This window comes from Streptomyces sp. NPDC030296, from assembly GCF_055572815.1.
On sequence record NZ_JBVICQ010000004.1, the window covers coordinates 53,147 to 75,427 of the forward strand.

General features: G+C 71.6%; 16 protein-coding genes and 2 pseudogenes. 9 read left to right on the forward strand and 9 right to left on the reverse strand.

The annotated features are described in order from the left end of the window. Positions 1–395: 395 nt before the first annotated feature. From ACZ4Z3_RS12190 to ACZ4Z3_RS12200, 3 genes are all read right to left on the reverse strand, one after another. The gene (locus ACZ4Z3_RS12190; protein ID WP_468500888.1) at positions 396–599 is read right to left on the reverse strand and encodes a cold-shock protein; all 204 of its coding nucleotides are present in this window, start codon (positions 597–599) and stop codon (positions 396–398) included. Between the two features lie 375 nt (positions 600–974). After that, positions 975–1,388 carry a hypothetical protein gene (locus ACZ4Z3_RS12195; RefSeq protein ID WP_468500889.1) on the reverse strand — a complete coding sequence of 138 codons (414 nt, stop codon included), beginning with the start codon at positions 1,386–1,388 and terminating at the stop codon, positions 975–977. A gap of 963 nt (positions 1,389–2,351) precedes the next feature. Next, positions 2,352–3,515, reverse strand: coding sequence for a magnesium and cobalt transport protein CorA (locus ACZ4Z3_RS12200; RefSeq protein ID WP_468500890.1), 1,164 nt, complete (start codon positions 3,513–3,515; stop codon positions 2,352–2,354). Positions 3,516–3,716: 201 nt separating this feature from the next. Between ACZ4Z3_RS12200 and ACZ4Z3_RS12205 the strand changes: the two genes are divergently transcribed. After that, the gene (locus tag ACZ4Z3_RS12205; protein ID WP_468500891.1) at positions 3,717–4,850 is read left to right on the forward strand and encodes a winged helix DNA-binding domain-containing protein; all 1,134 of its coding nucleotides are present in this window, start codon (positions 3,717–3,719) and stop codon (positions 4,848–4,850) included. Positions 4,851–4,991: 141 nt separating this feature from the next. Here the strand turns inward: ACZ4Z3_RS12205 and ACZ4Z3_RS12210 are convergent, their stop codons facing one another. The 3 genes from ACZ4Z3_RS12210 to ACZ4Z3_RS12220 form a co-directional block, all read right to left on the reverse strand. Then, positions 4,992–5,789 (reverse strand): S1 family peptidase, encoded by a 798-nt coding sequence (locus ACZ4Z3_RS12210; protein WP_468501416.1) that lies wholly within the window; start codon positions 5,787–5,789, stop codon positions 4,992–4,994. Between the two features lie 384 nt (positions 5,790–6,173). Further along, positions 6,174–9,035, reverse strand: a complete 2,862-nt coding sequence (locus tag ACZ4Z3_RS12215) for a helix-turn-helix transcriptional regulator (protein ID WP_468500892.1) — start codon at positions 9,033–9,035, stop codon at positions 6,174–6,176. 351 nt (positions 9,036–9,386) lie between these two features. After that, positions 9,387–10,229, reverse strand: coding sequence for a LuxR C-terminal-related transcriptional regulator (locus ACZ4Z3_RS12220; protein WP_468501417.1), 843 nt, complete (start codon positions 10,227–10,229; stop codon positions 9,387–9,389). Between the two features lie 155 nt (positions 10,230–10,384). Between ACZ4Z3_RS12220 and ACZ4Z3_RS12225 the strand changes: the two genes are divergently transcribed. Together ACZ4Z3_RS12225 and ACZ4Z3_RS12230 are read left to right on the forward strand one after the other, a co-directional pair. After that, positions 10,385–12,064 carry an AMP-binding protein gene (locus tag ACZ4Z3_RS12225; protein WP_468500893.1) on the forward strand — a complete coding sequence of 560 codons (1,680 nt, stop codon included), beginning with the start codon at positions 10,385–10,387 and terminating at the stop codon, positions 12,062–12,064. Continuing rightward, positions 12,061–13,671, forward strand: coding sequence for an AMP-binding protein (locus tag ACZ4Z3_RS12230; RefSeq protein ID WP_468500894.1), 1,611 nt, complete (start codon positions 12,061–12,063; stop codon positions 13,669–13,671). The genes ACZ4Z3_RS12225 and ACZ4Z3_RS12230 overlap by 4 nt, the downstream gene beginning before the upstream one ends. A 150-nt stretch (positions 13,672–13,821) precedes the next feature. Here the strand turns inward: ACZ4Z3_RS12230 and ACZ4Z3_RS12235 are convergent, their stop codons facing one another. Continuing rightward, positions 13,822–14,535: a hypothetical protein gene (locus tag ACZ4Z3_RS12235; RefSeq protein ID WP_468500895.1), complete on the reverse strand. Its 714-nt coding sequence runs from the start codon at positions 14,533–14,535 to the stop codon at positions 13,822–13,824. 119 nt (positions 14,536–14,654) lie between these two features. Here ACZ4Z3_RS12235 and ACZ4Z3_RS12240 point away from each other — a divergent pair, with 119 nt between their 5' ends. Further along, a complete protein-coding gene (locus ACZ4Z3_RS12240; protein WP_468501461.1) occupies positions 14,655–14,891 on the forward strand; it encodes a hypothetical protein in 237 nt (78 codons plus the stop codon). A gap of 578 nt (positions 14,892–15,469) precedes the next feature. Here ACZ4Z3_RS12240 and ACZ4Z3_RS12245 read toward each other — a convergent pair. Both ACZ4Z3_RS12245 and ACZ4Z3_RS12250 read right to left on the reverse strand, forming a co-directional pair. Continuing rightward, positions 15,470–15,766 (reverse strand): annotated as a pseudogene (locus ACZ4Z3_RS12245) (NAD-binding protein); the annotation flags it as partial. A 1-nt stretch (position 15,767) separates the two neighbouring features. Continuing rightward, positions 15,768–15,937 (reverse strand): annotated as a pseudogene (locus tag ACZ4Z3_RS12250) (hydroxypyruvate isomerase); the annotation flags it as partial. Between the two features lie 256 nt (positions 15,938–16,193). Here ACZ4Z3_RS12250 and ACZ4Z3_RS12255 point away from each other — a divergent pair. The 5 genes from ACZ4Z3_RS12255 to ACZ4Z3_RS12275 all read left to right on the forward strand — a co-directional run bounded on the left by ACZ4Z3_RS12255 (position 16,194) and on the right by ACZ4Z3_RS12275 (position 22,272). Continuing rightward, a complete protein-coding gene (locus tag ACZ4Z3_RS12255) occupies positions 16,194–18,029 on the forward strand; it encodes a hypothetical protein (protein WP_468500896.1) in 1,836 nt (611 codons plus the stop codon). A 1-nt stretch (position 18,030) separates the two neighbouring features. Next, the gene (locus tag ACZ4Z3_RS12260) at positions 18,031–19,119 is read left to right on the forward strand and encodes an NADH-quinone oxidoreductase subunit B family protein (protein ID WP_468500897.1); all 1,089 of its coding nucleotides are present in this window, start codon (positions 18,031–18,033) and stop codon (positions 19,117–19,119) included. A gap of 213 nt (positions 19,120–19,332) precedes the next feature. Beyond that, positions 19,333–21,126, forward strand: a complete 1,794-nt coding sequence (locus tag ACZ4Z3_RS12265) for a nickel-dependent hydrogenase large subunit (RefSeq protein WP_055511628.1) — start codon at positions 19,333–19,335, stop codon at positions 21,124–21,126. Further along, positions 21,119–21,679, forward strand: coding sequence for a NifU family protein (locus ACZ4Z3_RS12270; protein ID WP_468500898.1), 561 nt, complete (start codon positions 21,119–21,121; stop codon positions 21,677–21,679). Before ACZ4Z3_RS12265 ends, ACZ4Z3_RS12270 begins: the two co-directional genes overlap by 8 nt. Beyond that, positions 21,676–22,272: a DUF5947 family protein gene (locus tag ACZ4Z3_RS12275; RefSeq protein WP_468500899.1), complete on the forward strand. Its 597-nt coding sequence runs from the start codon at positions 21,676–21,678 to the stop codon at positions 22,270–22,272. The genes ACZ4Z3_RS12270 and ACZ4Z3_RS12275 overlap by 4 nt, the downstream gene beginning before the upstream one ends. Positions 22,273–22,281 lie beyond the last annotated feature (9 nt).

The window sequence follows — 22,281 nt, forward strand, 5'->3', positions numbered from 1 at the left end:
ATCGGCAAGCGGGTGAGCGTCATCCTTCACGCCTCTCACCTGGTGTGTCGTCCATGCCCTCAGCATGTCGGCCCGCCTGTCCGCCGTACGCCGGGACATCCCCGCGAAGCCCGCCGGAGGTCGAAGCCCTGGAGCCGGCCGAGCCGCCGCGCCCGGTCCGGCCGCCGTCAACCCGTGCATCGACCGTGCCGTGCTCGCGCAGCAGATCGCCCACCAGGAACAGCAGCGCCGCACCCTGGGCCGGTTCATCGGCCGGTGGGGTGCGGCGGCTGAGGGCCGTAGAAGCGCTGAACGGGGGCACGGGCGGTCCACGCCGGTTGTAGCTCGCGGGCGGGCATGAGCGAGGCGACTGCCGTACCGGGCAGCCGCCTCACATTCAGTTCTCTCCCGCCCGCTCAGCCGCGGGTGATGTTCTGCGCCTGCGGGCCCTTCTGGCCCTGGCCGATGTCGAAGGTGACGTGCTCGCCCTCCTGCAGCTCGCGGTACCCGTTGCCGTTGATCTCGGAGTAGTGGGCGAAGACATCCGGGCCTCCGCCGTCCTGCTCGATGAAGCCGAAGCCCTTTTCGGCGTTGAACCACTTCACGGTGCCGCTGGCCATGCTGGTCGATCCTTCGTGTCATACCCGGGAACAGCCCTTTCGCCGGGCATGCTCCGGCCCGCGCGTTCTCGCGAGCCAACAGCCGTTCTACCCCCAAGCCCGCCGCTTATCCGGCCGACGACACGACAGGCGAGGCCCGGCCCGCCGTACTACCGGGACGGGCGTCCGGTGTGGACGCTGGGGTTGTCGGTGAGGGCGATGCGGGCGGTGTCCTGCATCTCCATGAGCCCTTGCCCTCCCGTACTGCGACTGCGTCAGCGCCCTGATTCTGCTGCTCCGGGATCAAGGCGAGGCCGCGCATGCCGGCCTCGCCTTCTCCTTCCGTGAGCAGACGGCCGGGGTGAGGGGCAGGGACACCGCTGCGCCTGGCAGGGGTCAGTGGTGATGCCTGTCGATTGCCCGGAAGCTGCCGACGAGCGCGAACGGCACCGCGGCTCCATCGAAAACCGTTGTTCCGGGGATTGCGTTGCTGGAGTCTCCGCGCCCGATGGTCGCAATTGCCGCACCGTTGTCGCACGTAATCCCGGTGAAGAATTCTACCCTGTTGTCGGTTTCGTTCCGGACGTTGAAGCTGGTCGCCGGACTACTGATTACAGCGATGCACTCACCCCCCTCGACCGAATACGTTCGCTCGTTGACATAGACCCGTCCGTGATCGTCCGAACGGTCGCCGTACCTCGCCCGCCCGTTCCCTCCCGCCTGGCCGTTCCCTCCCGCCTGGCCGTTCCCTCCCGTCTGGCCGTCGCCTCCCGTCTGGCCGTCGCCTCCCGTCTGGCCGTTTCCTCCCATGTCTCCTCCTTGCGGCAAGGAGGCAGCAACCTCTTGCACCGACGGGGCGGACGCGGAATTTGAAGCCGACGCATAGTCCACGGTGGTTACAGCCACGACGGTGACGCCCACCGACAATGCGATCCCGACCGCGGTACGCGTTCGCATTCCGCTTCTTCCTCTCGCAGGCATTTCGCTTCTCCATCTCTCAGGGATGCCAGCCGACCCGGCCGCCTAAGAATGAACCTACTCACGCCGAATTCTGTCGCCACTTCAGAAATCCATGGGGGACACCAGAAAGGGGCCGATCGGGCGTTAAAGAGTCCGGAACGGGGCATGTGACGAGTCGTCACAAAGCGGGAATGGAAGCGACTTGGCTACAAGACTGGGCCATAAGGGGGCACCACTGACACCCCGTCACACTTCTGCGCGCGTGTCGGGCATTGACTGCTCCGCACGACGACAAGGACGCCACTGCCGGACACCGGGATCTGGCCTGGTCAGCGCCTCACAGCAGGAAGCCTGGCGGGCGCACACGCTCGCCAGGGGACAGACTTGCCGAAGCCCGCCGCAGAAGGACCGGAACGCGGCCGGTTCCTGGACTACTACACCCACTTCATGCCGGAGGCTGGCGGTAAGGGACGTGGTGCCATCGACGCCCTGCTGGGCCGTGCTTCCGAGGCCGCTGTGGCCGTGTAGGAGAGACGATTCCTCGAGCCGCGAGAAAGGGGGGCGCAGCATCGCTGCGTCCCTCCTTGGTGTTCCGTCGTCCGGCAGGCCGCTTACTCTGTGTGACGATCCGTGCTTCCAGTGGCTGGGGTTGCGTGAAGACTGATCGAGGCTGGTGCTGCCAGCGGGGGAGGGAACGGCGAAACGGAGCGCGTTTCATTCTCCCCAGATTCTCGCCAGCGTCGTCAGGGGCGTTCGAGACGGCCACGATCGGGGGTCTCCAGCCTGTGGTGTGGGTCCTCACTCGATGGTTGCTCAGAGCCAATCTCGCCGCTTGAAGATGACGTACAAACTGGCACAAACCGCAGCCATGAGGGCGATGGCAAAGGGGTATCCGAATACCCAGTGCAACTCCGGCATGTGCTCGAAGTTCATCCCGTAGACCGTCCCGACCAGCGTCGGAGCGAAGAGAATGGCCGCCCAGGAAGAGATCTTCTTGATCTCCTCGTTCTGTTCGAAGCCCGCTTCCGCCAGGGCCCGCATCTCCGCGTTCTGCTGCTGGGTCACCAGCGTCGCGTTCACCGTGAGGATGTCCGTGAGGGCCTGGCGGAAGCCGTCGACGCGTTCGCTGGTGTGGGTGACGTGGTCGGCTACGTCGCGGAGGTAGCTCTGGAGTTCGTCGTCCGTCTCGTACTTGGTGAAACCGGCCATCAGGCCGTGCAGCATCCCGACCAGGGGGCGGGTGGCCCGCTGGAACTCGACCACCTCACGGGAGAGTTCGTAGATGCGACGGGACACCTCCGGATCGCCCCCGAACACCTCGGTCTCGATCTCGTCGATGTCGTTCTGTACGCCGGCGACGACCGGTACGTAGTCGTCCACCACCGCGTCGAGGATGGCGTACAGCACCGCCTCCGGGCCCAGCTTCAGCAGTTCCGGGGTCTCCTCCATGCGGCGGCGCACCGCCGACAGGTCCGGCGCCGCGCCATGGCGGACCGTGATGACGAAGTCCGGCCCCACGAACACGTGCAGCTCGCCGAAGTCGACCTCCTCCGGCGCGTCGAGATAGCGGGCCGCGCGCAGCACGACGAACAGGGTGTCGCCGTAGCGCTCCAGCTTGGGGCGCTGATGGGCCTCCATCGCGTCCTCGACGGCGAGTGGATGGAGGTCGAACTCCGTCGCCAGCGAGATCAGTTCACCCTCGGTGGGACGGGCCAGCCCGATCCATGCCATGCCCGACGGGGCCTCCCGCAGTGCGCGGAAGGTCTCGGCGAGCGTCGCGGGCGCGGCGACCCGTACGCCGTCCTCGTACAGGACCGCCTGCACGACACTGGCCGCCCGGTCCGGCCGATCCGGATCCGCCGGTCCGGGCCGGGGTGCCGGTGGTCGGCCCGCCGGCGGCGCGGGCGGGGTCAGCGCGCGGCGCCAGACCGACCCCCTGGCGCTCTTCGAGGCTGGGCGGGCACGTCGTTCGGCCATCGGTTCGCCTCCGGAGTCGCACATCTGTCTGTGTGATCTTCGAGCAGGATATCCGGGGCAAACCGTGGCACGGGCCCCGGGAGTTCCGATCCCGCCGGGCGCCCGCTTCTGCCCGTCCCGCCGTGCGTCGCGGACGCTCTCTGTCCGTCCCGCCGTGCGTCGCGGACAGAAGCTGTCCGCAAGGGCCGTTAGCGTTCCCTCATGACGAAGAAGGCGACCTCGACCGCACCCCTGCTCGGCGCGCGCGCCCTCAACCGCGCCACCCTCGCCCGGCAACTGCTGCTGCGCCGCGCGCCGGTGGCCGAGATGTCGGTGAGCGGTGCCGTCGAGCATCTGCTCGGGCTCCAGGCACAGAACGTCAAACCGCCGTACTACGCCCTCGCCGCCCGCTTGGAGGGCTTCGCCCCCGAGCAGTTGTCGACGCTGATGGCGGAGCGCGCCGTCGTCCGGATCGTCACCATGCGGTCCACCATCCACACCCACACCGCCGAGGACTGCCTCACCCTGCGGCCCCTCGTGCAGCCCGCCCGCGAACGGGAACTGCAGCTGTTCCGCAAGGGCCTCGTCGGCGTCGACCTCGACCGGCTCACCTCCCTGGCCCGGGAGCTGGTGGAGGAGGAGCCGCGCACCCTCAAGCAACTGCGCGAGGCCCTGCTCGTCGAGTGGCCCGACGCCGATCCGCTCGCCCTCGGCATCGCCGCGCGCTGCCGACTGCCGCTGGTGCAGGTCACCCCGCGCGGACTGTGGGGCAGGAGCGGCCAGGTCGCGCTGACCACCGCCGAGCACTGGCTGGGCCGTCCCGCAGCACCCGCCCCGGCGCCCGAGACGGTCGTACGCCGCTATCTCGCCGCCTTCGGACCCGCCTCCGTCAAGGACATGCAGACCTGGGCCGGGCTGACCCGGCTGCGCGAGGCGTTCGAGCGGCTGCGCCCGGAGCTGGTCACCTTCCGCGACGAGAGCGGTGTCGAACTCTTCGACCTGCCCGACGCGCCCCGTCCCGACCCGGAGACCCCGGCGCCGCCCCGTCTGCTGCCCGAGTTCGACAACCTGCTCCTCTCGCACGCCGACCGCTCGCGTGTCGTACCGCCCGACCTCAAGGGCCGCAGCTGGCAGGGCAATCAGGCGTACCGGACCTTCCTCGTCGACGGATTCCTCGCGGGAATCTGGAAGTTCGACGGGCCCGCCGTCGTCCTCGAGCCGTTCGTTCGCCTCACCGCGGAGCAGCGGACGGACCTCGTCGCGGAGGCCGAGCGAACCCTCCGGACGCTCCCCGGTGAGGGCGAGGGTGAGGGCGGCGGCCCGTACGACATCCGCTTCGGCACCGTCGCGAACTGACGCGACCGGGACGTGACCGAGAAGTGGCGGACGCTGCGGACGTGGAGAGGGGGCGCTGCGAACCGCTCGTGGCAGGTTCGCAACGCCCCCTGACATCACCTGAGGACGTGCCTCAGGAGCTCACGGGCCGACCCGTTCCGCTCAGGAGTTGACCTGCGCGGCCACCGTGCTGGAGAAGGTGGTCAGCCGGGTGTAGATACCGGGGTACTGCGCGTCGGCGCAGCCGTAACCCCAGGAAGTAATACCTGCCAGGACGCCCCCGATGATCAGGGGACCGCCGCTGTCGCCCTGGCAGGTGTCCACGCCGCCGGACGTGTAACCGGCGCACACCATGTCGCTCGCGATGAACGCGGAGCCGTAGGAACTGGAGCTGCCGCAGACCGAGTTGGCCACGGTCGGCACGGTCGCGGTGCGCAGCTGGTTGGAGGAGGAGCCGCCCGAGGAGGTGGTGCCCCAGCCGAGGATGCGAGCGGTGGTGCCGGCCGCGTAGACGCCGGTCTGCGACGAGGTGACGTAAGAGACCGGGGTGTACGGCATCGACGACGACAGCGTCAGGACGGCGACGTCCTTGCCCGACTCGGCGGAGGTGTAGCTCGGGTGGATCCAGATGCGGCTGACCGTCCGGACGGTGCCGTCCGTGCCGTTGCGGTAGGTGCGGCCGCCGACGACACGGGTGTTGCTGGTCGTTCTGCCGTCGACACAGTGGGCCGCGGTGATCACCTTGGTCGCGGACACCAGGGTGCCGCCGCAGAACTGGCTCTGCGAGGCGTTCGTGATCTGCATGACGTACGGGTAGGCGCTCGCGGTGGTGGTCGTACCGCCGACGATGGGCTGGGGAGCGGCGACGGCGCCGGGGGCGGCCAGCAGAGCGGCCGCGGAGGCCGCGGCGGTCGCCGCGGCGGCGACGATCGTCTTCCTGGCACGGTTGAACCCGAACATGGTTCTCCTCATGGGGGGAGGGTTGCCGGTGGGGGACGCGCGGGTGGGGGTGGTGCACAGGAGCCCTGCGGGTACCGCCCCCGCTCGGGGGAGCCGAGCGGGGGCGGTGGGCCGGTCTGTGTGCCCTGGCGTGCGGCACGGCGTAAAACGTATGGCCGCTTGTGAACGCTCCCCAATGGGGGATCCCCCTAAGGGAGTTGGGGAGGGAAAACCCTCGATGACCCGGGGCGTGGGGTGAGCCTAGGCTGGAGCCGGAAGGGCTTCGGACCAGGGCAGGCAGGACCGGCCCCGGCCAGGGCATGGCAGGGCAGGGCCGCGTCGGGGCCGACGTGAAGCCTTCGCACACGGGTCCCCGGGAGGGGTCGTACACCGGTCCCGGGGAGGTCAGTTCGTACGGTGTCCCGCCGCCAGTCGCACGATGTCCACACGCGACCGGATCCCCAGCTTCCGGTAGACCCGGGTGAGCGTCGCCTCGACCGTCTTCACGCTGATGTACAGCTTCCCGGCGATCTCCCGGTTGGTGGCGCCCTCCATCACCAGCTCGGCGACCTGCCGTTCCGTCGCCGCGAGCCCGGCGAGGGCGTCCAGAGCCGACGGGGCGATCGCGGGCTGCGGCACGGGCGCCGGGGCGGCCGAGAGCTGCTCGACCTGACGCAGCCAGGGCAGGGCGCGGCAGCGGCGGAACAGCCGGGACGCCTCGTCGTACGCGGCCGGACCGGGTACGGGGGCCACCCCTGGGCGCGGAGCGACACCGAGTGCCCGGGGCATGGCGCGCAGACACGCCAGGGCGTACGCGGCCCGTGCCTCCTCCAGCCCGCAGCCCAGCTTGGCCAGCCGGTCCTGAGCCGACGTCAACTGCCGTACGGCGGCGTCGTGTTCACCGCGCGCCGCGCGGACGAGGGCTTCGGCCCGGTCGAGGGCCGCGAGGATGCTCTCGCGGCCCAGACGCATCGCCCGCTGCCGGGTGACGTCGATGACGTCCTGCGCCTCGGCGATCTCCCCTACCCGCACCAGCGCCTCGGCGAGGTCGGCCTGCCAGCGGCCGCGGGCCGGGTCGGTGACCCCCAGCCCCTCCTCCAACTCCCGTACCCGGCGCAGCGACCGCACGGTGCCCGCGGCGTCCCCGGACACCAACTGGGCGTGGCCGAGGGCGCCCAGGGCGCGCGAGAGGTACATCAGGTCGCCGTCCTGCTCGGCGTGCTCGGCGGCCTCCCGGGCCAGCGCCCGCGCCCGCTCCACATCGCCGCCGGCGGCCTCGGCGAGCGAGGTGAGCATGGCGGAGGCGCCCTCGCCGATGCCGGAGTCGCGGGCGAGCCCGTACCCCTCACGGGCGAGGTCGAGGGCCCGGCCGCAGTGTCCGGTGCGCAGTTCGATCTCGGCGAGGAAGCGCACGTAGTGCACCTCGCTCTCGACCATGCCGCGGCGCCGCACCTCGCGCAGCAGCGCGGTGGCTGTGGCCCGGGCGTCGCCGAACTGGTCGCTCATCATCAGCCAGCGGAAGCGGGTCGCGCCCGCCCCGTTGTGGTGGCAGGCCAGCTGCGGGTCCTGCGGCTCCTTCAGCGCCTTCTTGATCGTCGCGGGCGCGTCCGGGTGCCCCATCAACGTCTCGACCTGCGCCTGGTGGGCGAGCGCGAGCAGTTCGGTACGGCGGTCCCCGGCCCTCGCGGCCAGTTCCGCGGAGCGCGCGGCCTCCTCGCGGCCCGCCGCGAAGTCGCCGTCGATGACCAGTGCCCGCCAGGCCAGCTGGTAGTGGACCAGGGCGAGCAGCCGGGGGTCGTCGCCCGCGTCGGCGAGGGCCTGCGGGTACACGGCGTCGACCTCGGCGATCGACTGGCCGGCCGCCTCGATCACCACCATCCAGGCGCGGACGCGTTCGGCGGGCTCGGTGGCCCGGCTCAGCACCTCGCGGGCGATGTCCCGGGCGAGGTCGTTCTCGCCGGCGGTCAGCGCGTCCTCGGCGGCCTGGAGCCTCCGCTCGTCCGGCGACGGCGTCGCGTCGGCCGGGGTGTGCCGGGCCGCGAGCAGACCCAGCTCGGCGGCGACCGAGGGCGCGCCCCGGTCCCGGGCCACCGCGGCGGCCTCACCGAGCCGGGCGGCGACCTGCGGATCGGCGCCGGTGGTGGCCAGCGCCAGATGCCGGGCCCGCTCGATGGGGTCGACGGCGGCGGTGGACAGCGCGGCGTGGGCGGCCCGCCGCTCCTGGGCGGTGGCCTCCGCGTACAGCGCGGCCGACACCAGGGGGTGCGCGAAGCGCACGCCGGGGCTCTCCCGCTCCGGTGCGAGCAGGCCCAGCTCGACGGCGCGCGCGGTCTCCGCCTCGGCGTTCTCCCGTCCGGCGGCACGCAGCAGGGCCAGGGTGGGCCGGGCACCGGCGCTGGCCACGAGCAGGGTGCGGCGGGCCTCCGCCGGGAGCATGTCCAGCCGGTTCAGTACGAGGGTCCGCAGCGAGGTCGGCACCGGCAGCGGCTCGCCCGGACGGGGCGGGGTGGGGCTGTCGGCGAGGGCGCGGCCCAGCTCCAGCGCGAACAGGGGGTTGCCGCCGCTGGTGCGGTGGATGTCCCGCACGGTGGAGCGGGGCAGTCCGGTGTAGCCGCGGTTCTCCAGCAGCTCGGCGACATGCGCCCGGGACAGCGGGTTGACCCTGAGGGCCAGGGTGTCCGACGGGGACGCGCGTAGATACCTGTCCTGCTCGTGACCATGGGGGTCCGTCGAGGTGCGGACGGCGCACAGCATGCGGACCGGCATCTCGCCGAGGCGGCGGGCGGCGAACCCGAGCAGCTCGACACTGGCCGGATCCAGCCACTGGAGGTCGTCCGCGACGATCAGGACGGGGCCCTTCGCGGCCAGGGCGCGCAGGGTCGACAGGACGGCGAGACGCAGGGCGAGACCGTCACGTTGGAGCGTGGACTCCCCACGTCCGGTGAGCGCGGATTCCAGGGCCGTGCGCTGCGGGGCGGGCAACTGGTCGGAGACCTCGTCGACGACGAGGCCCAGCAGATCGGTCAGGGCCAGGAACGGCAGGTGCGACTCGGACTCGGTCGCCGAGCACCGCAGGACCGTACGGGCCGTCGTGTCGTATTCAGCGGCCAGTGCGCGCAGAACGGTCGATTTACCGATACCGGCCGAGCCGTGCACGAGGACGCTGCCGCCACGCGCGAGTTGCTCCCGCGCCGCGGTGAACAGCTCCTCCCTGCCTATGACCAGGTCGGGGCGGGGTCTCCCAGGCTCCTTGAAGTCCCGATGCACGGGCCACCGCTCCCCTCTGTGTCGTGTCCGGGCCAATATTAGGCAACCAGTCCTTGAATTTCGGAACGCAGCGTGGTGAGGGAAATAACAGGAAGGGTACGGCATAAGGAATTTCACACGCCCGAAACATGAATCCCGAACCATCGCCCGGTCTCCCTCACCGCCCCGCGCGACCGATGCGCGCCGGCCATGACCGACCGACTCGGCCCCGCGAGGGCCGACGACGGCCCCCGTCCGCCCCTGAGGGCTGACGGCGGACGCCGCTCCACCACCATCCTCCCTCCGCCCCGGTATGCGGCGAGCGCCTGCGCAGTCCTACGGCCCCGGCACGCGGCGAGCGCCTGCGGAGTCCTACGGCAGCAACCCCGCCCGGCGGGCCGCCACCACCGCCTCCAGGCGGGTGTGGGCCTCCAGCTTGCGCATGGCGGAACGGAGGTAGCCCTTGACCGTCTCGGGGCGCAGGCCGAGGCGGTCGGCGGTGGTGGCGTTGGTCGCCCCGAGCGCCACGCAGGACAGGACATCCAGCTCGCGGGGGGTGAGGGCGACCCGCGGCCCGGCGGGCGGGGCGGGCGGGGCGGGCGCGTCGGGACGGGGGGTGTCCGCGGCGGCGGCACCGGCCAGCCGGCCGCACACCTGGAGGAGCTCCCGCCGGAGCTCCGGGTCGACGATGCGGGGGGCCAGCGCCCGCAGCGCCCCATGTGCCTCCCGGATCTCCTCCCACGCCCCCGGTGACCCGTCCTCCGGCGGCCGGGCCGCCGCCAGCAGGTTCCGTGCCTCGTCCCGCACCACCAGGGCCTGCTCCATGTCCCGCGCGGCCTCCATCGCCGCCCCGACCGTGCGGTCGCCCAGCGGCTGGGGCGCGCGCAGGGCGCCGTACAGCACTCCGCGCACCCGGCGCCGTACGACGATGGGGACGGCGAGGACCGAGCGGATGCCCTCGGCGGCGACGGCGGCGTCGTACTCGTGGCTGATCTGCCGGGACGAGGAGTAGTCGGTCACCCAGCAGGGGCGGGCCAGCGCCACCGCCTTGCCGCCCAGCCCGTTCCCGGAGTGCACGGACAGCCCGCTGAGCGAGGTCGTCCGGTTGCCCTGGAGTTCACTGATGCGCAGTTGCCCGGGGCCGGGCTCGACGAGCCCGGCGAAGGCCAGCGGCAGCCCGGTGGCCAGCCTCAAGCGGTTCAGCGCGCCGCGCATGTCCGCCGAACCGGATGAAGCAGGATCGACGGGACCGAAGGAATCCACTGCCACGAACTCGCCCTTTCCGCGCGGCGCACCCCCGTTCGGGGGTAGTGAGACGCGTATCACGCATTACACGATGTCAGGCGACGGTCCGGCAATGAGGAGGACACATGTCGGCGAGGACGAGCGCCACGGAGGAGTTCCGGGCGGCCAGGGACTTCCTGCTGGCCCACCGGGAGGACTACGCCACGGCCTGCGAGGGCTTCACGTGGCCGCGCCCCGACTTCTTCAACTGGGCACTCGACTGGTTCGACGAGATCGCACGCGGGAACGACCGGACGGCCCTGCACATCGTCGAGGAGGACGGCACCGAGACCCGGCTGACCTTCGCCGAGATGTCCGAGCGTTCCTCCCGCGTCGCGAACTGGCTGCGCGTCCAGGGCGTACGGGCCGACCACCGGGTCCTCGTCATGCTCGGCAACCAAGTGGAGCTGTGGGAGACCGCCCTCGCCGCGATGAAGCTGCGCGCCGTCGTCATCCCCGCCACCCCGCTGCTCGGCCCCGCCGACCTGCGTGACCGCGTCGAGCGGGGCCGGGTCCGGCATGTGATCGCGCGGGCCGAGGACGCAGCCAAGTTCGACGAGGTGCCCGGCCGCTACACCAGGGTCGCCGTCGGTGGCACCGCGGACGGCTGGCGCCCCTACGAGGACGCCTACGCCGCACCCGCAGACTTCACGCCGGACGGCGAGACCAACGCCTCCGACCCGCTGATGCTGTACTTCACCTCGGGCACCACCGCCCGGCCGAAACTGGTCGAGCACACCCATGTGTCGTACCCCGTGGGCCACTTGGCGACGATGTACTGGATCGGCCTGAAACCCGGGGACGTCCACCTCAACATCTCCTCGCCGGGCTGGGCCAAGCACGCCTGGTCCAACCTCTTCGCCCCGTGGAACGCGGAGGCGACCGTCTTCATCCACAACTACACCCGCTTCGACCCGGCCCGGCTGCTGTCGGAGATGGAACGCGCGGGCGTCACCAGCTTCTGCGCCCCGCCGACGGTGTGGCGGATGCTGATCCAGGCCGACCTCACCCAGCTGCGCACCCCGCCCCGCGAGGTCGTCGCGGCCGGCGAGCCGCTCAACCCCGAGGTCATCGAGCAGGTGCGCCGGGCCTGGGGCGTCACCATCCGGGACGGCTTCGGCCAGACCGAGACCGCCGTGCAGGTCTCCAACAGCCCCGGCCAGGAGCTGAAGACCGGCTCGATGGGCCGGCCCAGCCCCGGTTTCAAGGTCGTCCTCCTCGACCCCGTCTCGGGCGCCCCCGACGTCGACGAGGGCGAGATCGCGCTCGACCTGTCCACCCGCCCCGTGGGCGTGATGACCGGCTACCACGGCGACCCCGACCGCACGGCGGAGGCCATGGCGGGCGGTTACTACCGCACCGGCGACATCGGCTCCCGCGACCAGGACGGCTACATCACCTATGTGGGCCGCGCCGACGACGTGTTCAAGGCGAGCGACTACAAGATCAGCCCGTTCGAGCTGGAGAGCGCCCTGCTGGAGCACGAGGCGGTCGCGGAGGCGGCCGTCGTGCCCGCGCCGGACGAACTGCGGCTCGCCGTGCCGAAGGCGTACATCGTGCCGGCGGCGGGCTGGGAGCCGGGCCCCGACACCGCGAAGATCCTCTTCGAGCACTCCCGGACCGTCCTCGCGCCGTACAAGCGGGTCCGCCGGCTGGAGTTCGCCGACCTGCCGAAGACCGTGTCGGGCAAGATCCGCCGTATCGAGCTGCGCGAGGCCACCGCCGAGGGCTCGGACGCCGAGTACCGCGAGGAGGACTTCCGGTGAGCGGCAGCGGCGGGCCCACGGGAGCGCCGTCGTACGCGCACGGGACGAGCGGCACGGCCCTCCTCGGCGACACCATCGGCGCCAACCTCGACCGCGCGGTGGCCGCCTGGCCGGACCGCGAGGTCCTCGTCGACGTGCCGTCCGGGCGGCGCTGGACCTACGCCCGGTTCGCGGCGGACGTCGACCGGCTGGCGTACGGGCTGGTCGCGAGCGGGATCGCCAAGGGCGACCGGGTGGGCATCTGGGCGGTCAACTGCCCGGAGTGGGTGCTCGTCCAGTACGCCACCGCGCGCATCGGCGCGATCATGGTGAACATCAACCCGGCCTACCGCACCCATGAGGTCGAGTACGTCCTCAACCAGGCCGGGGTGTCGCTGCTGTTCGCCTCGCTCAGCCACAGGACGAGCGACTACCGGGCGATGGTGGAGCAGGTGCGCGGGAACTGCCCGCGGCTGCGGGAGACCGTGTACATCGGCGACCCGAGCTGGGACGCGCTGATCGCGCGTGGCACCCCCGTCCCGTTCGAGGAGCTGTCCTGCGACGACCCGATCAACATCCAGTACACGTCGGGCACCACGGGCTTCCCCAAGGGGGCGACCCTCTCCCACCACAACATCCTCAACAACGGCTACTTCGTGGGCGAGTCGATCGCCTACACCGAGCAGGACCGGGTGTGCGTCCCCGTGCCCTTCTACCACTGCTTCGGCATGGTCATGGGAAACCTGGCGGCCACCTCGCACGGCGCCTGCGTCGTCATCCCGGCCCCGTCCTTCGACCCGAAGGCCACCCTGGAGGCCGTCCAGCGGGAGCGCTGCACGGCCCTGTACGGCGTGCCGACGATGTTCATCGCGGAGCTGAACCTCCCCGACTTCGCGTCCTACGACCTGTCGTCCCTGCGCACCGGCATCATGGCGGGCTCGCCCTGCCCGGTGGAGGTGATGAAGCGGGTCGTCGCCGACATGCACATGGCAGAGGTGTCCATCTGCTACGGCATGACGGAGACCTCGCCCGTCTCCACCCAGACCCGGCGCGACGACGACCTGGAGCACCGCACCGGCACCGTCGGCCGGGTCCTCCCGCACATCGAGGTGAAGATCGTCGACCCGGCCACCGGCGTCACCCGACCGAGGGGCACCGCGGGGGAGCTGTGCACCCGCGGCTACAGCGTGATGCTCGGCTACTGGGAGGAGCCCGAGAAGACCGCCGAGGCCGTCGACGCGGGCCGGTGGATGCACACCGGGGACCTCGCGGTGATGCGCGAGGACGGGTATGTCGAGATCGTCGGCCGGATCAAGGACATGATCATCCGAGGTGGCGAGAACATCTACCCGCGGGAGATCGAGGAGTTCCTGTACGGCCACCCGGGGATCGCCGACGTGCAGGTGGTCGGCGTGCCGCACGAGCGGTACGGCGAGGAGGTCCTCGCCTGCGTCATCCCGCGCGACCCCGCGCGGCCGCCCAGCCTGGAGGAGCTGCGGGCCTTCTGCGACGGACAGTTGGCGCACTACAAGATCCCGAGCGCGCTGCGCATCCTGGACGCCTTCCCGATGACGGTCTCGGGGAAGGTCCGCAAGATCGAACTGCGGGAGCGGTACGCGACCGGATAGGCGGCCTCCCGAGCTCAGGGCCCCCGGCCGGTCGCGCGCGGGGGCCCGGGTGCGGCCCACGTGTCCGTCGCCGTCGCCGTGTGCCGAACCGTCCGCCGTCGTGTCCGAACCGCCCGCCCCGAGTGCCCAACCGTTCGGGTCGGCCGCCGATCATGTTCCCGCGCCGGTCGCGACCAGCTCCACCGCGGCCGCGTTCACCGGCTGCGGGGTGCCCGTGAGGTCCAGGACGAACAGGGCGACGCCCAGAGCGTCGGCGCGGTCCCGGGCGTCGTCCGTGTATCCGGCGAGCGAGAAGCAGACACAGTCGCAGGACTCGGCCATCGCGGACAGCCACAGGCATTCGACGTCGCGGGGCGCGGCCGGCTGGACCAGCGGGTGCACCTGCGCCAGGACGCCGCGCGCGGCGAGCCCGACGCCGTGCGGCTGGCGCTGGTCGGCCCGGCGGATGTCCCTGTAGCCCAGCCAGCGCAGATAGAGAGCGACGGCGGTGACGGCGTCGCGCGCGGTGCGAATAGTGACGGGCTGGAAGGTGGCCCGCGCCGCGACGGGCGGTTCCACGGGCGGTTCGGCCGGGTCGCCGCCCCCGGTGCCCGACGGCTGGGCGGCGGCTGTGACGGGCACGCGCAGCACGGTCCCGCACGAGCAGCCCAGCTCCGGATGGGGCCACTGGTCCGCGCGTCCGCAGCTCCCGCAGCGGACGGTGACCCAGTCCTCGTCCCAGGTGCGGTGGGTGATGGGGACGGGGGCGGCGCGCCAGTTCAGGGGCGGCGCGACCGGGGTGCCGCACGCGCAGGGGTAGGCGGGCGCGGCGTACCGGTGCTCCCGCCCGCACTCCGGGCAGCGCACCGCCATGGTCTCGCTCATGTCCCACCCCACCACCGAGCTCACCGGGTCCGTCGCGACAGCCCCCTCATCGTCCTCCAGCCGGGCGCGCGCCGGCAGGGGAACACCACGACAGGCGCGGACGATCGGCGGTCCCGCCCTTGACGCCCCTCCCAGCGACTCCCACGCGGTACGCCGCGCCCGCCTGCCCCTGCGGCACCCCGGTCGCGCCGCCAAACGTCAATTCGCCCGAGCCGGGTGTCTACGGCGTCGACCACGTCAAGGGCGCCGAGGGCCTCGGCTGCAAGACGATCCGCGTGACCGACCCGGCCGACCTGGGCGCCGCCTTCGAGGAGGCGAAGAAGCTCGCGGCGCGGTACCGGACGCTGAAGGTCTGAGAGGGGTTGGTCTCCAACGTGGGCGGGGGCCGTGCGCCGGTGTGACCTCGCATGATGCGAGCCGCTTTGTCACACCGCCGCACGGCCCCCGTTTCCCCCGTGCCCCCCGTTTCCCCAGATCCCGCGAACCTCTGTCCCCCGTTCGCCGAACCCGCGATCCCACGGACCCCCGTTTCCCCCGTGCCCGCGAGAACGCGCTCCCCCGTACCCATGACGGAGCTTTCTCCCCGTCGAGGCCCGCCGCCCCCGTGCCGGCGGGCCTCGTGTGTTGAGGATGTGCCCGCACCCAGGGGCAGTTGAAGCCCTTCGACGGTGGTTCAGAGGTTGATTTGAGGGTTCCGTAGGCGCTCTACGCCCCGTTGCGTAGACAGACGGGTCCGGAGCGCGCCGGCCCCGGGACCGCGGCGGCGCACGACGGCGTCGGCCCGCGCCCCCGGTGCGCCTGGTTCATGGAGTTCATCAAGTTCATCGAGTTCGTCGGGGGTTCCGGACCGCGGTGGCGCCTGGGCGCGACAGGACAGATGTCGGCGTCGCCGCGGACCGGAAGTTCGGGGAGGCTTTGGCCGCCCTCGGAAGCCTCAGAGCCGGGCGCCGGAGAGGCGCTCCACGGCCCGCAGCAGCGCCGAGCGGTCCAGGCCGCCGTCGCCCTGCGCGCGCAGCGACGCCGCCAGTTGGGCCACCACGACGCCGACGGGGAGCGCGGCCCCGACGGTGCGGGCGGCGTCGGCGACGATGCCCATGTCCTTGTGGTGCAGGTCGATCCGGAAGCCCGGCGTGAAGTCCCGGTTCAGGAAGTTGTCCTTCTCGCGGGTCAACACGGTCGAGCCGGCGAGTCCGCCGTGGAGGACCTCCGGCGCGGCCCCCAGGTCCCCACCCCTCGCCGGGGATCGACAGGGCGCCGAGGTCCGGGCCCGGCAGCCGGCCGGCGTAGAAGTTGAGTCCCGTCAGCCGGACACCGGCGCCGTCGAGCGCGTGCGCTCCAGGAGCGGGAGCTCCGTGACGAGGATCGACAGGTTGACGTTGAAGCGCTGCGCCGCGAATCCCATGGGGCCTCAGACGCTCCCTTCCATGCCGCTACCCAGTACTTCCCCGGCGCCTATTTTTCCATAAGGTGGAATCTATTTTCTGCCTAATGGAAGCTGACTGTTCGGGGTTCGGGCTTGTCAAGAGGGTGCGGCAAAGCCGACGCGCCGGACGTCCCCTCGAACGGCTCAGTCCGCTCGGCCGGAGGAGGCGGGAGAGCGTGAGCGGTGTGACGGTGGTGGAAGGGATGAGCCGGCACACGAGCAGAAGGAGGGCGCGATGGCGTACGGACCGGTCGACAGCGGCACGGTGTGCCCGGCCACGGGCATGGACACCGGCCTGCCGCCGGACCCGTCCCTCGGCGTCTTCGAGCAGATCACCGCCGTCGCCGACGCCGTCCTCTACGAGGGTTACCTCCTCTACCCCTACCGGCGGTCGTCCGCGAAGAACCGCGTCCGCTGGCAGTTCGGGGTGCTGTTCCCCCGGCAGTGGGTGGAGGCGGACGGCCCCGTGGTCCCCGGTGTCTCCGGCTCCGCCGACTCCTGGTACCAGCGGACCGAGTGCCTGCTGCGCGTCCGGCGGCCCGGCGCGAACGTCCGGGTGAGGCTCCGTCACCTGCAGACGCAGCACAAGCAGGTCGAGGAAGTCGGCCCTGACGGCGGCCACCGCCCGGTCGCGTCGCTGCGGACCGACGACGGCACGGTCCATCTGACCTTCGACGAGGCGGTGCCGCGCGAGACCGAGATCGTCGTTGCGCTGGACGACCTGCTGGGCGGCGAGAGCACCGTCCCGGTGGAGGCGGCGGCCGGCGAGGACATCGAGCCCCTGCCGGGTCGCGCGGGGCGGGTGGTGCGGCGCCGGGAGGAGGTGAGGGCGAACGTCACCCTGACGGCCGAGCGACTCGCGAACGACGTGTTCCGGCTCCGCGTACGCACCGCGAACGCCGTGGACGGCCTGGAGCCCCGAGCGCCTCGTGACGAGGCGCTGCGGCGGGCGCTCATCGCCACCCACACCCTCATCGGCGGGGTCGGCGTGGAGTTCGTCTCGCTGATCGACCCGCCGGGGGAACTGGCCGATCAGGCGCGGGCCTGCCGGAACGAGTTCACCTTCCCCGTCCTCGCCGACGAGCCCCCCGCCGGCGCCGTCGTGCTCTCCGCGCCGATCATCCTGCCCGACCACCCCCAGGTGGCCCCGGAGAGCCCGGGAGACCTGCACGACGCGGCGGAGATCGACGAGATCCTCACGCTGCGCACCATGCTGCTGACCGACGAGGAGAAGCGGGAGGCGCGAGCGACCGACCCGCGCGCCGCCGCGATCCTCGACCGGGTCGACACCATGCCCCCGGAGGTCTTCGCCCGCCTCCACGGCGCGGTCCGCTCCCTGAACCCGGTCACCGCCGCATCTGCGGCCACGACTTCGGTCTCCGCCGCTTCCGCAGCCATGCCCCCGGTCCCCGCCGCTCCCGGGGCCATGCCCCCGGTCACCGCCGCTCCCACAACCACGACTTCGGCCACCGCCCCGTCGGTCCCCGCCACCGTCCTGTCGACCACCCACGCCACCGCCCCGTCAACCCCCACCACCGCCCCGGTCGCTGCCGCGCAGGCCCCCGGCCCGGCCCCGTACACCGACCCGGCCGGCCTGTTTCCGGTCGCCACCACCCCGGCACCCGCGCCCCCCTGCGCCGCTCCCGCGGTGGCCGCGGCGGTCGCGTCCGAGCGGCCCGTCTGGTGGCAGGAGGGGGCCGACGACGGGCTCTCGCCGACCACCGAGACCGTGCTCGTCGACGGGGTGCCGGTCGGCGGCGGCAGCCGGGTACGGCTGCGGCCCCGCAGGAGCGCCGACGCCCAGGACATGTTCCTGGCCGGGCGCACCGCGGAGGTGGCCGCCGTCTTCCACGACGTCGACGGCAGCGTGCATCTCGCCGTCACCCTCGACGACGACCCCGCGTCCGAACTGCACACCTGGTACGGCCGCTTCCTCTACTTCCGGCCCGACGAGCTCGAACCACTGGAGCCCGCCACACCGCCGGACGAGCCGTCGAAACCGGCTCCCGCCGCAGCTTCGGCGCGGCACTCGACAACCGACTCCGAGACCCGCCGCAGCGGAGGCCGATGACATGACCACCAGCAGCAGTACCACCGAAGTCAGCGAGGAACCCAGCCGGGCCGAGGACCGAGAGGGCTTCGACGAGATCACGATCCTGTGGATCTCCGAGGGCATGAGCTGTGACGGCGACACCGTCTCGCTGACCGCCGCGGGCCAGCCCTCCATCGAGGACCTGGTCCTCGGGCTGATCCCCGGCCTGCCGAAGGTCAACCTCGTCAACAAGGTGCTGTCCCCCAGCCTGGGCGGTGAGGACTTCCTCGCTCCCTACCGGGCGGCGGCACGCGGCGACCTGGCCCCCTTCATCCTCGTCATCGAGGGCTCGATCCCCAACCAGAACATCATCGAGGGCGACGGCTACTGGACGTCCTTCGGTAACGACCCGGAGACCGGTGAGCCGCAGACCCTCAACTGGTGGATCGACCAACTCGCCCCCAAGGCCTGGGCCGTGGTCGCCGCCGGCACCTGCGCCACCTTCGGCGGCATCCACGCCATGTCCGGCAACCCGACCGGCTGCATGGGCCTCGCCGACTACCTGGGCTGGGACTACACCTCCCAGGGCGGGCTGCCCGTGGTCAACGTGCCCGGCTGCCCCATCCAGCCCGAGAACTTCATGGAGACCCTCGTCTGGGTCCTCTACCACGCGGCCGGTTCCGCGCCCCCGCCGCCGCTGGACCACATGCTGCGCCCGCAGTGGCTGTTCGGCAAGACGGTCCACGAGGGCTGCGACCGGGGCTCGTACTACGAGCAGGCCGGGTTCGCCAAGGACTACAACTCGCCCAAGTGCCTGGTGAAGACAGGATGTTGGGGACCCGTGGTCAACTGCAACGTGCCCAAGCGCGGCTGGATGGCCGGCATCGGCGGCTGCCCGAACGTCGGCGGCATCTGCATCGGCTGCACCATGCCCGGCTTCCCCGACGCGTTCATGCCGTTCATGGACGAGCCGCCGGGCGGCACCCTGTCGTCGCTCGCCATCAAGCCGTACGGCGCGGTCATCCGCCGGCTGCGCGGCATGACCAACGAACTGGTGAACCACGAGCCGAGGTGGCGCCACAACAAGCGCAAGCTCACCAGCGGCTACAACCCGCGCTACCGCCCCTGACGCCGCGGCACCGCGTCCCGGTGCCGCGGGACCGACCACCCGCGCCACCCCCACACCCCCAGGCACCACCCACACCCCCAGGCACCACCCAGCCCCCCAAGCACCACCAGCCCCCCCCAAGCACCACCAGCCATATCCCCAAGAACCACGAGATCCCCAAGCACCACCAGACCCCCACCCACACCACGCCGACAGCGAGGGGCAGCACCGCACATGACCACCACCGAGGCCCGGCCCACCGAGCGCAAGCCGCCACAACTCGTGGACATGTCCTGGGATCCGATCACCCGGATCATCGGGAACCTGGGCATCTACACGAAGATCGACTTCGCCAACAGGGAAGTCGTGGAATGCCACAGCACCTCGTCGCTGTTCCGCGGCTACTCGGTGTTCATGAAGGGCAAGGACCCCCGCGACGCGGGCTTCATCACGTCCCGGATCTGCGGCATCTGCGGCGACAACCACACCACCTGCTCCGACTACGCCCAGCAGATGGCCTACGGCGTCAAGCCGCCCCCGCTGGCCGACTACATCGTCAACCTCGGCGAGGCGGCGGAGTACATCTTCGACCACACGATCTTCCAGGACAACCTGGTCTTCGTGGACTTCTGCGAGGCGATGGTCAAGTCCACCAACCCCGGTGTGCTGGCCCGCGCCGAGGCCACCTCGGCACCCCGCGGCGACATCCACGGCTACCGCACGATCGCCGACATCATGCGGGCCTTCAACCCCTTCGAGGGCGAGGTCTACAAGGAGGCCCTGAAGGTCAGCCGCATCACCCGCGAGATGTTCTGCCTCATGGAGGGGCGGCACGTCCACCCGTCCACGCTGTACCCGGGCGGCGTCGGCACGATGCCGCAGCCGACCACCTTCACCGACTACCTCAGCCGGCTCATGCGGGTCATCGACTTCGTGAAGAAGGCCGTCGCCATGAACGACGACGTCTTCGACTTCTTCTACGAGGCGCTGCCCGGCTACGAGGAGGTCGGCCGCCGCCGTGTCCTGCTGGGCTGCTGGGGCGCCTTCCAGGACCCCATGACCGTCGACTACCGCTACGAGACGATGAACACCTGGGGCAAGCAGATGTACGTCACCCCGGGCGTCATCGTCGACGGTGAGCTCGTCACCAACAACCTCATCGACATCAACCTCGGCCTGCGCATCATGCTGGGCAGTTCGTACTACGAAGACTGGGTCAACGAGAAGCCGTTCGTCACCCACGACCCGCTCGGCAACCCCGTCGACATGCGCCACCCGTGGAACCAGACCACCGTCCCGGTGCCGCAGAAGCGGAACTTCGACGACAAGTACAGCTGGGTCATGAGCCCCCGCTGGCTCGACCCGCGCACCGGGGACCACCTCGCCCTCGACACCGGCGGCGGCCCCCTCGCCCGCCTGTGGTCGACCGCGCTGAGCGGCCTCGTCGACACCCCGTACGTCAAGGCCACCGGCCACAGCGTGCGGATCTCCCTGCCCAAGGGCGAGAAGCTCCCGGAGACGACGTTCGAGTGGCGCATCCCGCAGTGGAGCAACACCATCGAACGCGACCGCGCCCGGCCGTACTTCGTCGCCTACGCGGCCGCGATGGCCCTCCAGTTCCTGGAGGAGGCCATGGGGCTGGTGCGGGCCGGCGAGACCAAGGTGTTCGAGAACTTTGAGGTGCCCGACGAGGCGATCGGCTGCGGCTTCCACGAGGCCGTGCGCGGCGTCCTCTCCCACCACCTGGTGATCAAGGACAAGAAGATCGCCAACTACCACCCGTACCCGCCCACCCCGTGGAACGCCAGCCCCCGCGACAAGTTCGGCACCCCCGGCCCGTACGAGGACGCCGTCCAGGGCCAGCCGATCTTCGAGGAGAACGGGCCCGACGACTTCAAGGGCATCGACATCATGCGCACCGTGCGCAGCTTCGACCCCTGTCTGCCGTGCGGCGTCCACATGTACGTCGGCAAGGGCAAGACGCTGACCACCCTCCACTCGCCGACGTACGGGGCGAACCATGGCTGAGGCCGCCGCCCCCGCACGGCTCACGGCCCCCGACGTCGAGGCCCGGCTGGCCCGCCTCGACGAGCTGCTGGAGGAGGTCGAGTCCGCGCCCGGCCCCGCCGCCCGCGCGGCGACCGACGCGGTACGGCTGCTCACCGAGGTCTACGGTGAGGCCCTGGCCCGCGTCCTGGACCAGGCGGACGCGCCCCTCGCCGAACGCCTCGCCGACGACGAACTGCTCGGCCACCTGCTGGTGCTGCACGACATCCACCCCGAGCCCCCCGAGCGGCGGGCGGTCCGCGCGGTCGAACGCCTGCGGCCCGCCGTGCGGGAACGCGGCGGCGACGTCGAATGGGCCGGCGTGGCCGGGGACGTGGCCCGGGTACGGCTGACGTCGGGCGGCGGCTGCGGATCCGGGTGCGGCGGCGGAGGGGGCGGCGGCGACGTGAGTGCCGCCGTCCGCGAAGCGGTGCTCGCCATGGCTCCGGAGCTGACGGCGGTGGAGCCGGTTCCGGAGGCCCCGGCCCCCGCCTTCGTGCCGCTGACCACGCTCAAGCGCCGGGGTGCCCCATGACCACCGAGGGGGCGCTGGCCCGCCTCATCCGGTCCTCGGCCGACCGCGCCGCGGCGGCCGGGGCGGAGGTCTGCGACCTGTGCGCCGCACCGGTCGCCGACGAGCACGCCCACCTCTACGACACCGGGCAGGCGGAGGTGCGCTGCGTGTGCGGCCCCTGCTCGGTGCTGTTCGCCGACGCCAAGGCGGCGGAGGGCTACCACCGGCTCGTGCCCCGGCGCCGGGTGCGGCTGCCCCACCTGGACACCGCCGTCCTCGGGGTGCCGGTCGGCCTGGTGTTCTTCGTGCCCCGGACCGACGGCACGGTCACCGCCGAGGGCCCGAGCCCCGCGGGCGCCATGCGGTGGGAGGTGGAGGCCTCGGCCTGGAAGGAGCTGACCGGGACGTGTCCGCCGCTCGCCGGCATGGAACCCGATGTGGAGGCCCTCCTGGTGAACACCGTCCACGGCCTCGACCACCACTGGATCGTGCCGATCGACGACTGCTACCGCATGGTCGCCCTCGTACGCCGCGAGTGGCGCGGCCTGTCCGGCGGCGGCCGGGTCTGGCCGGCCGTCGAGGAATTCTTCGAGGACCTCACCGAGCGGTCATGACCACGCACT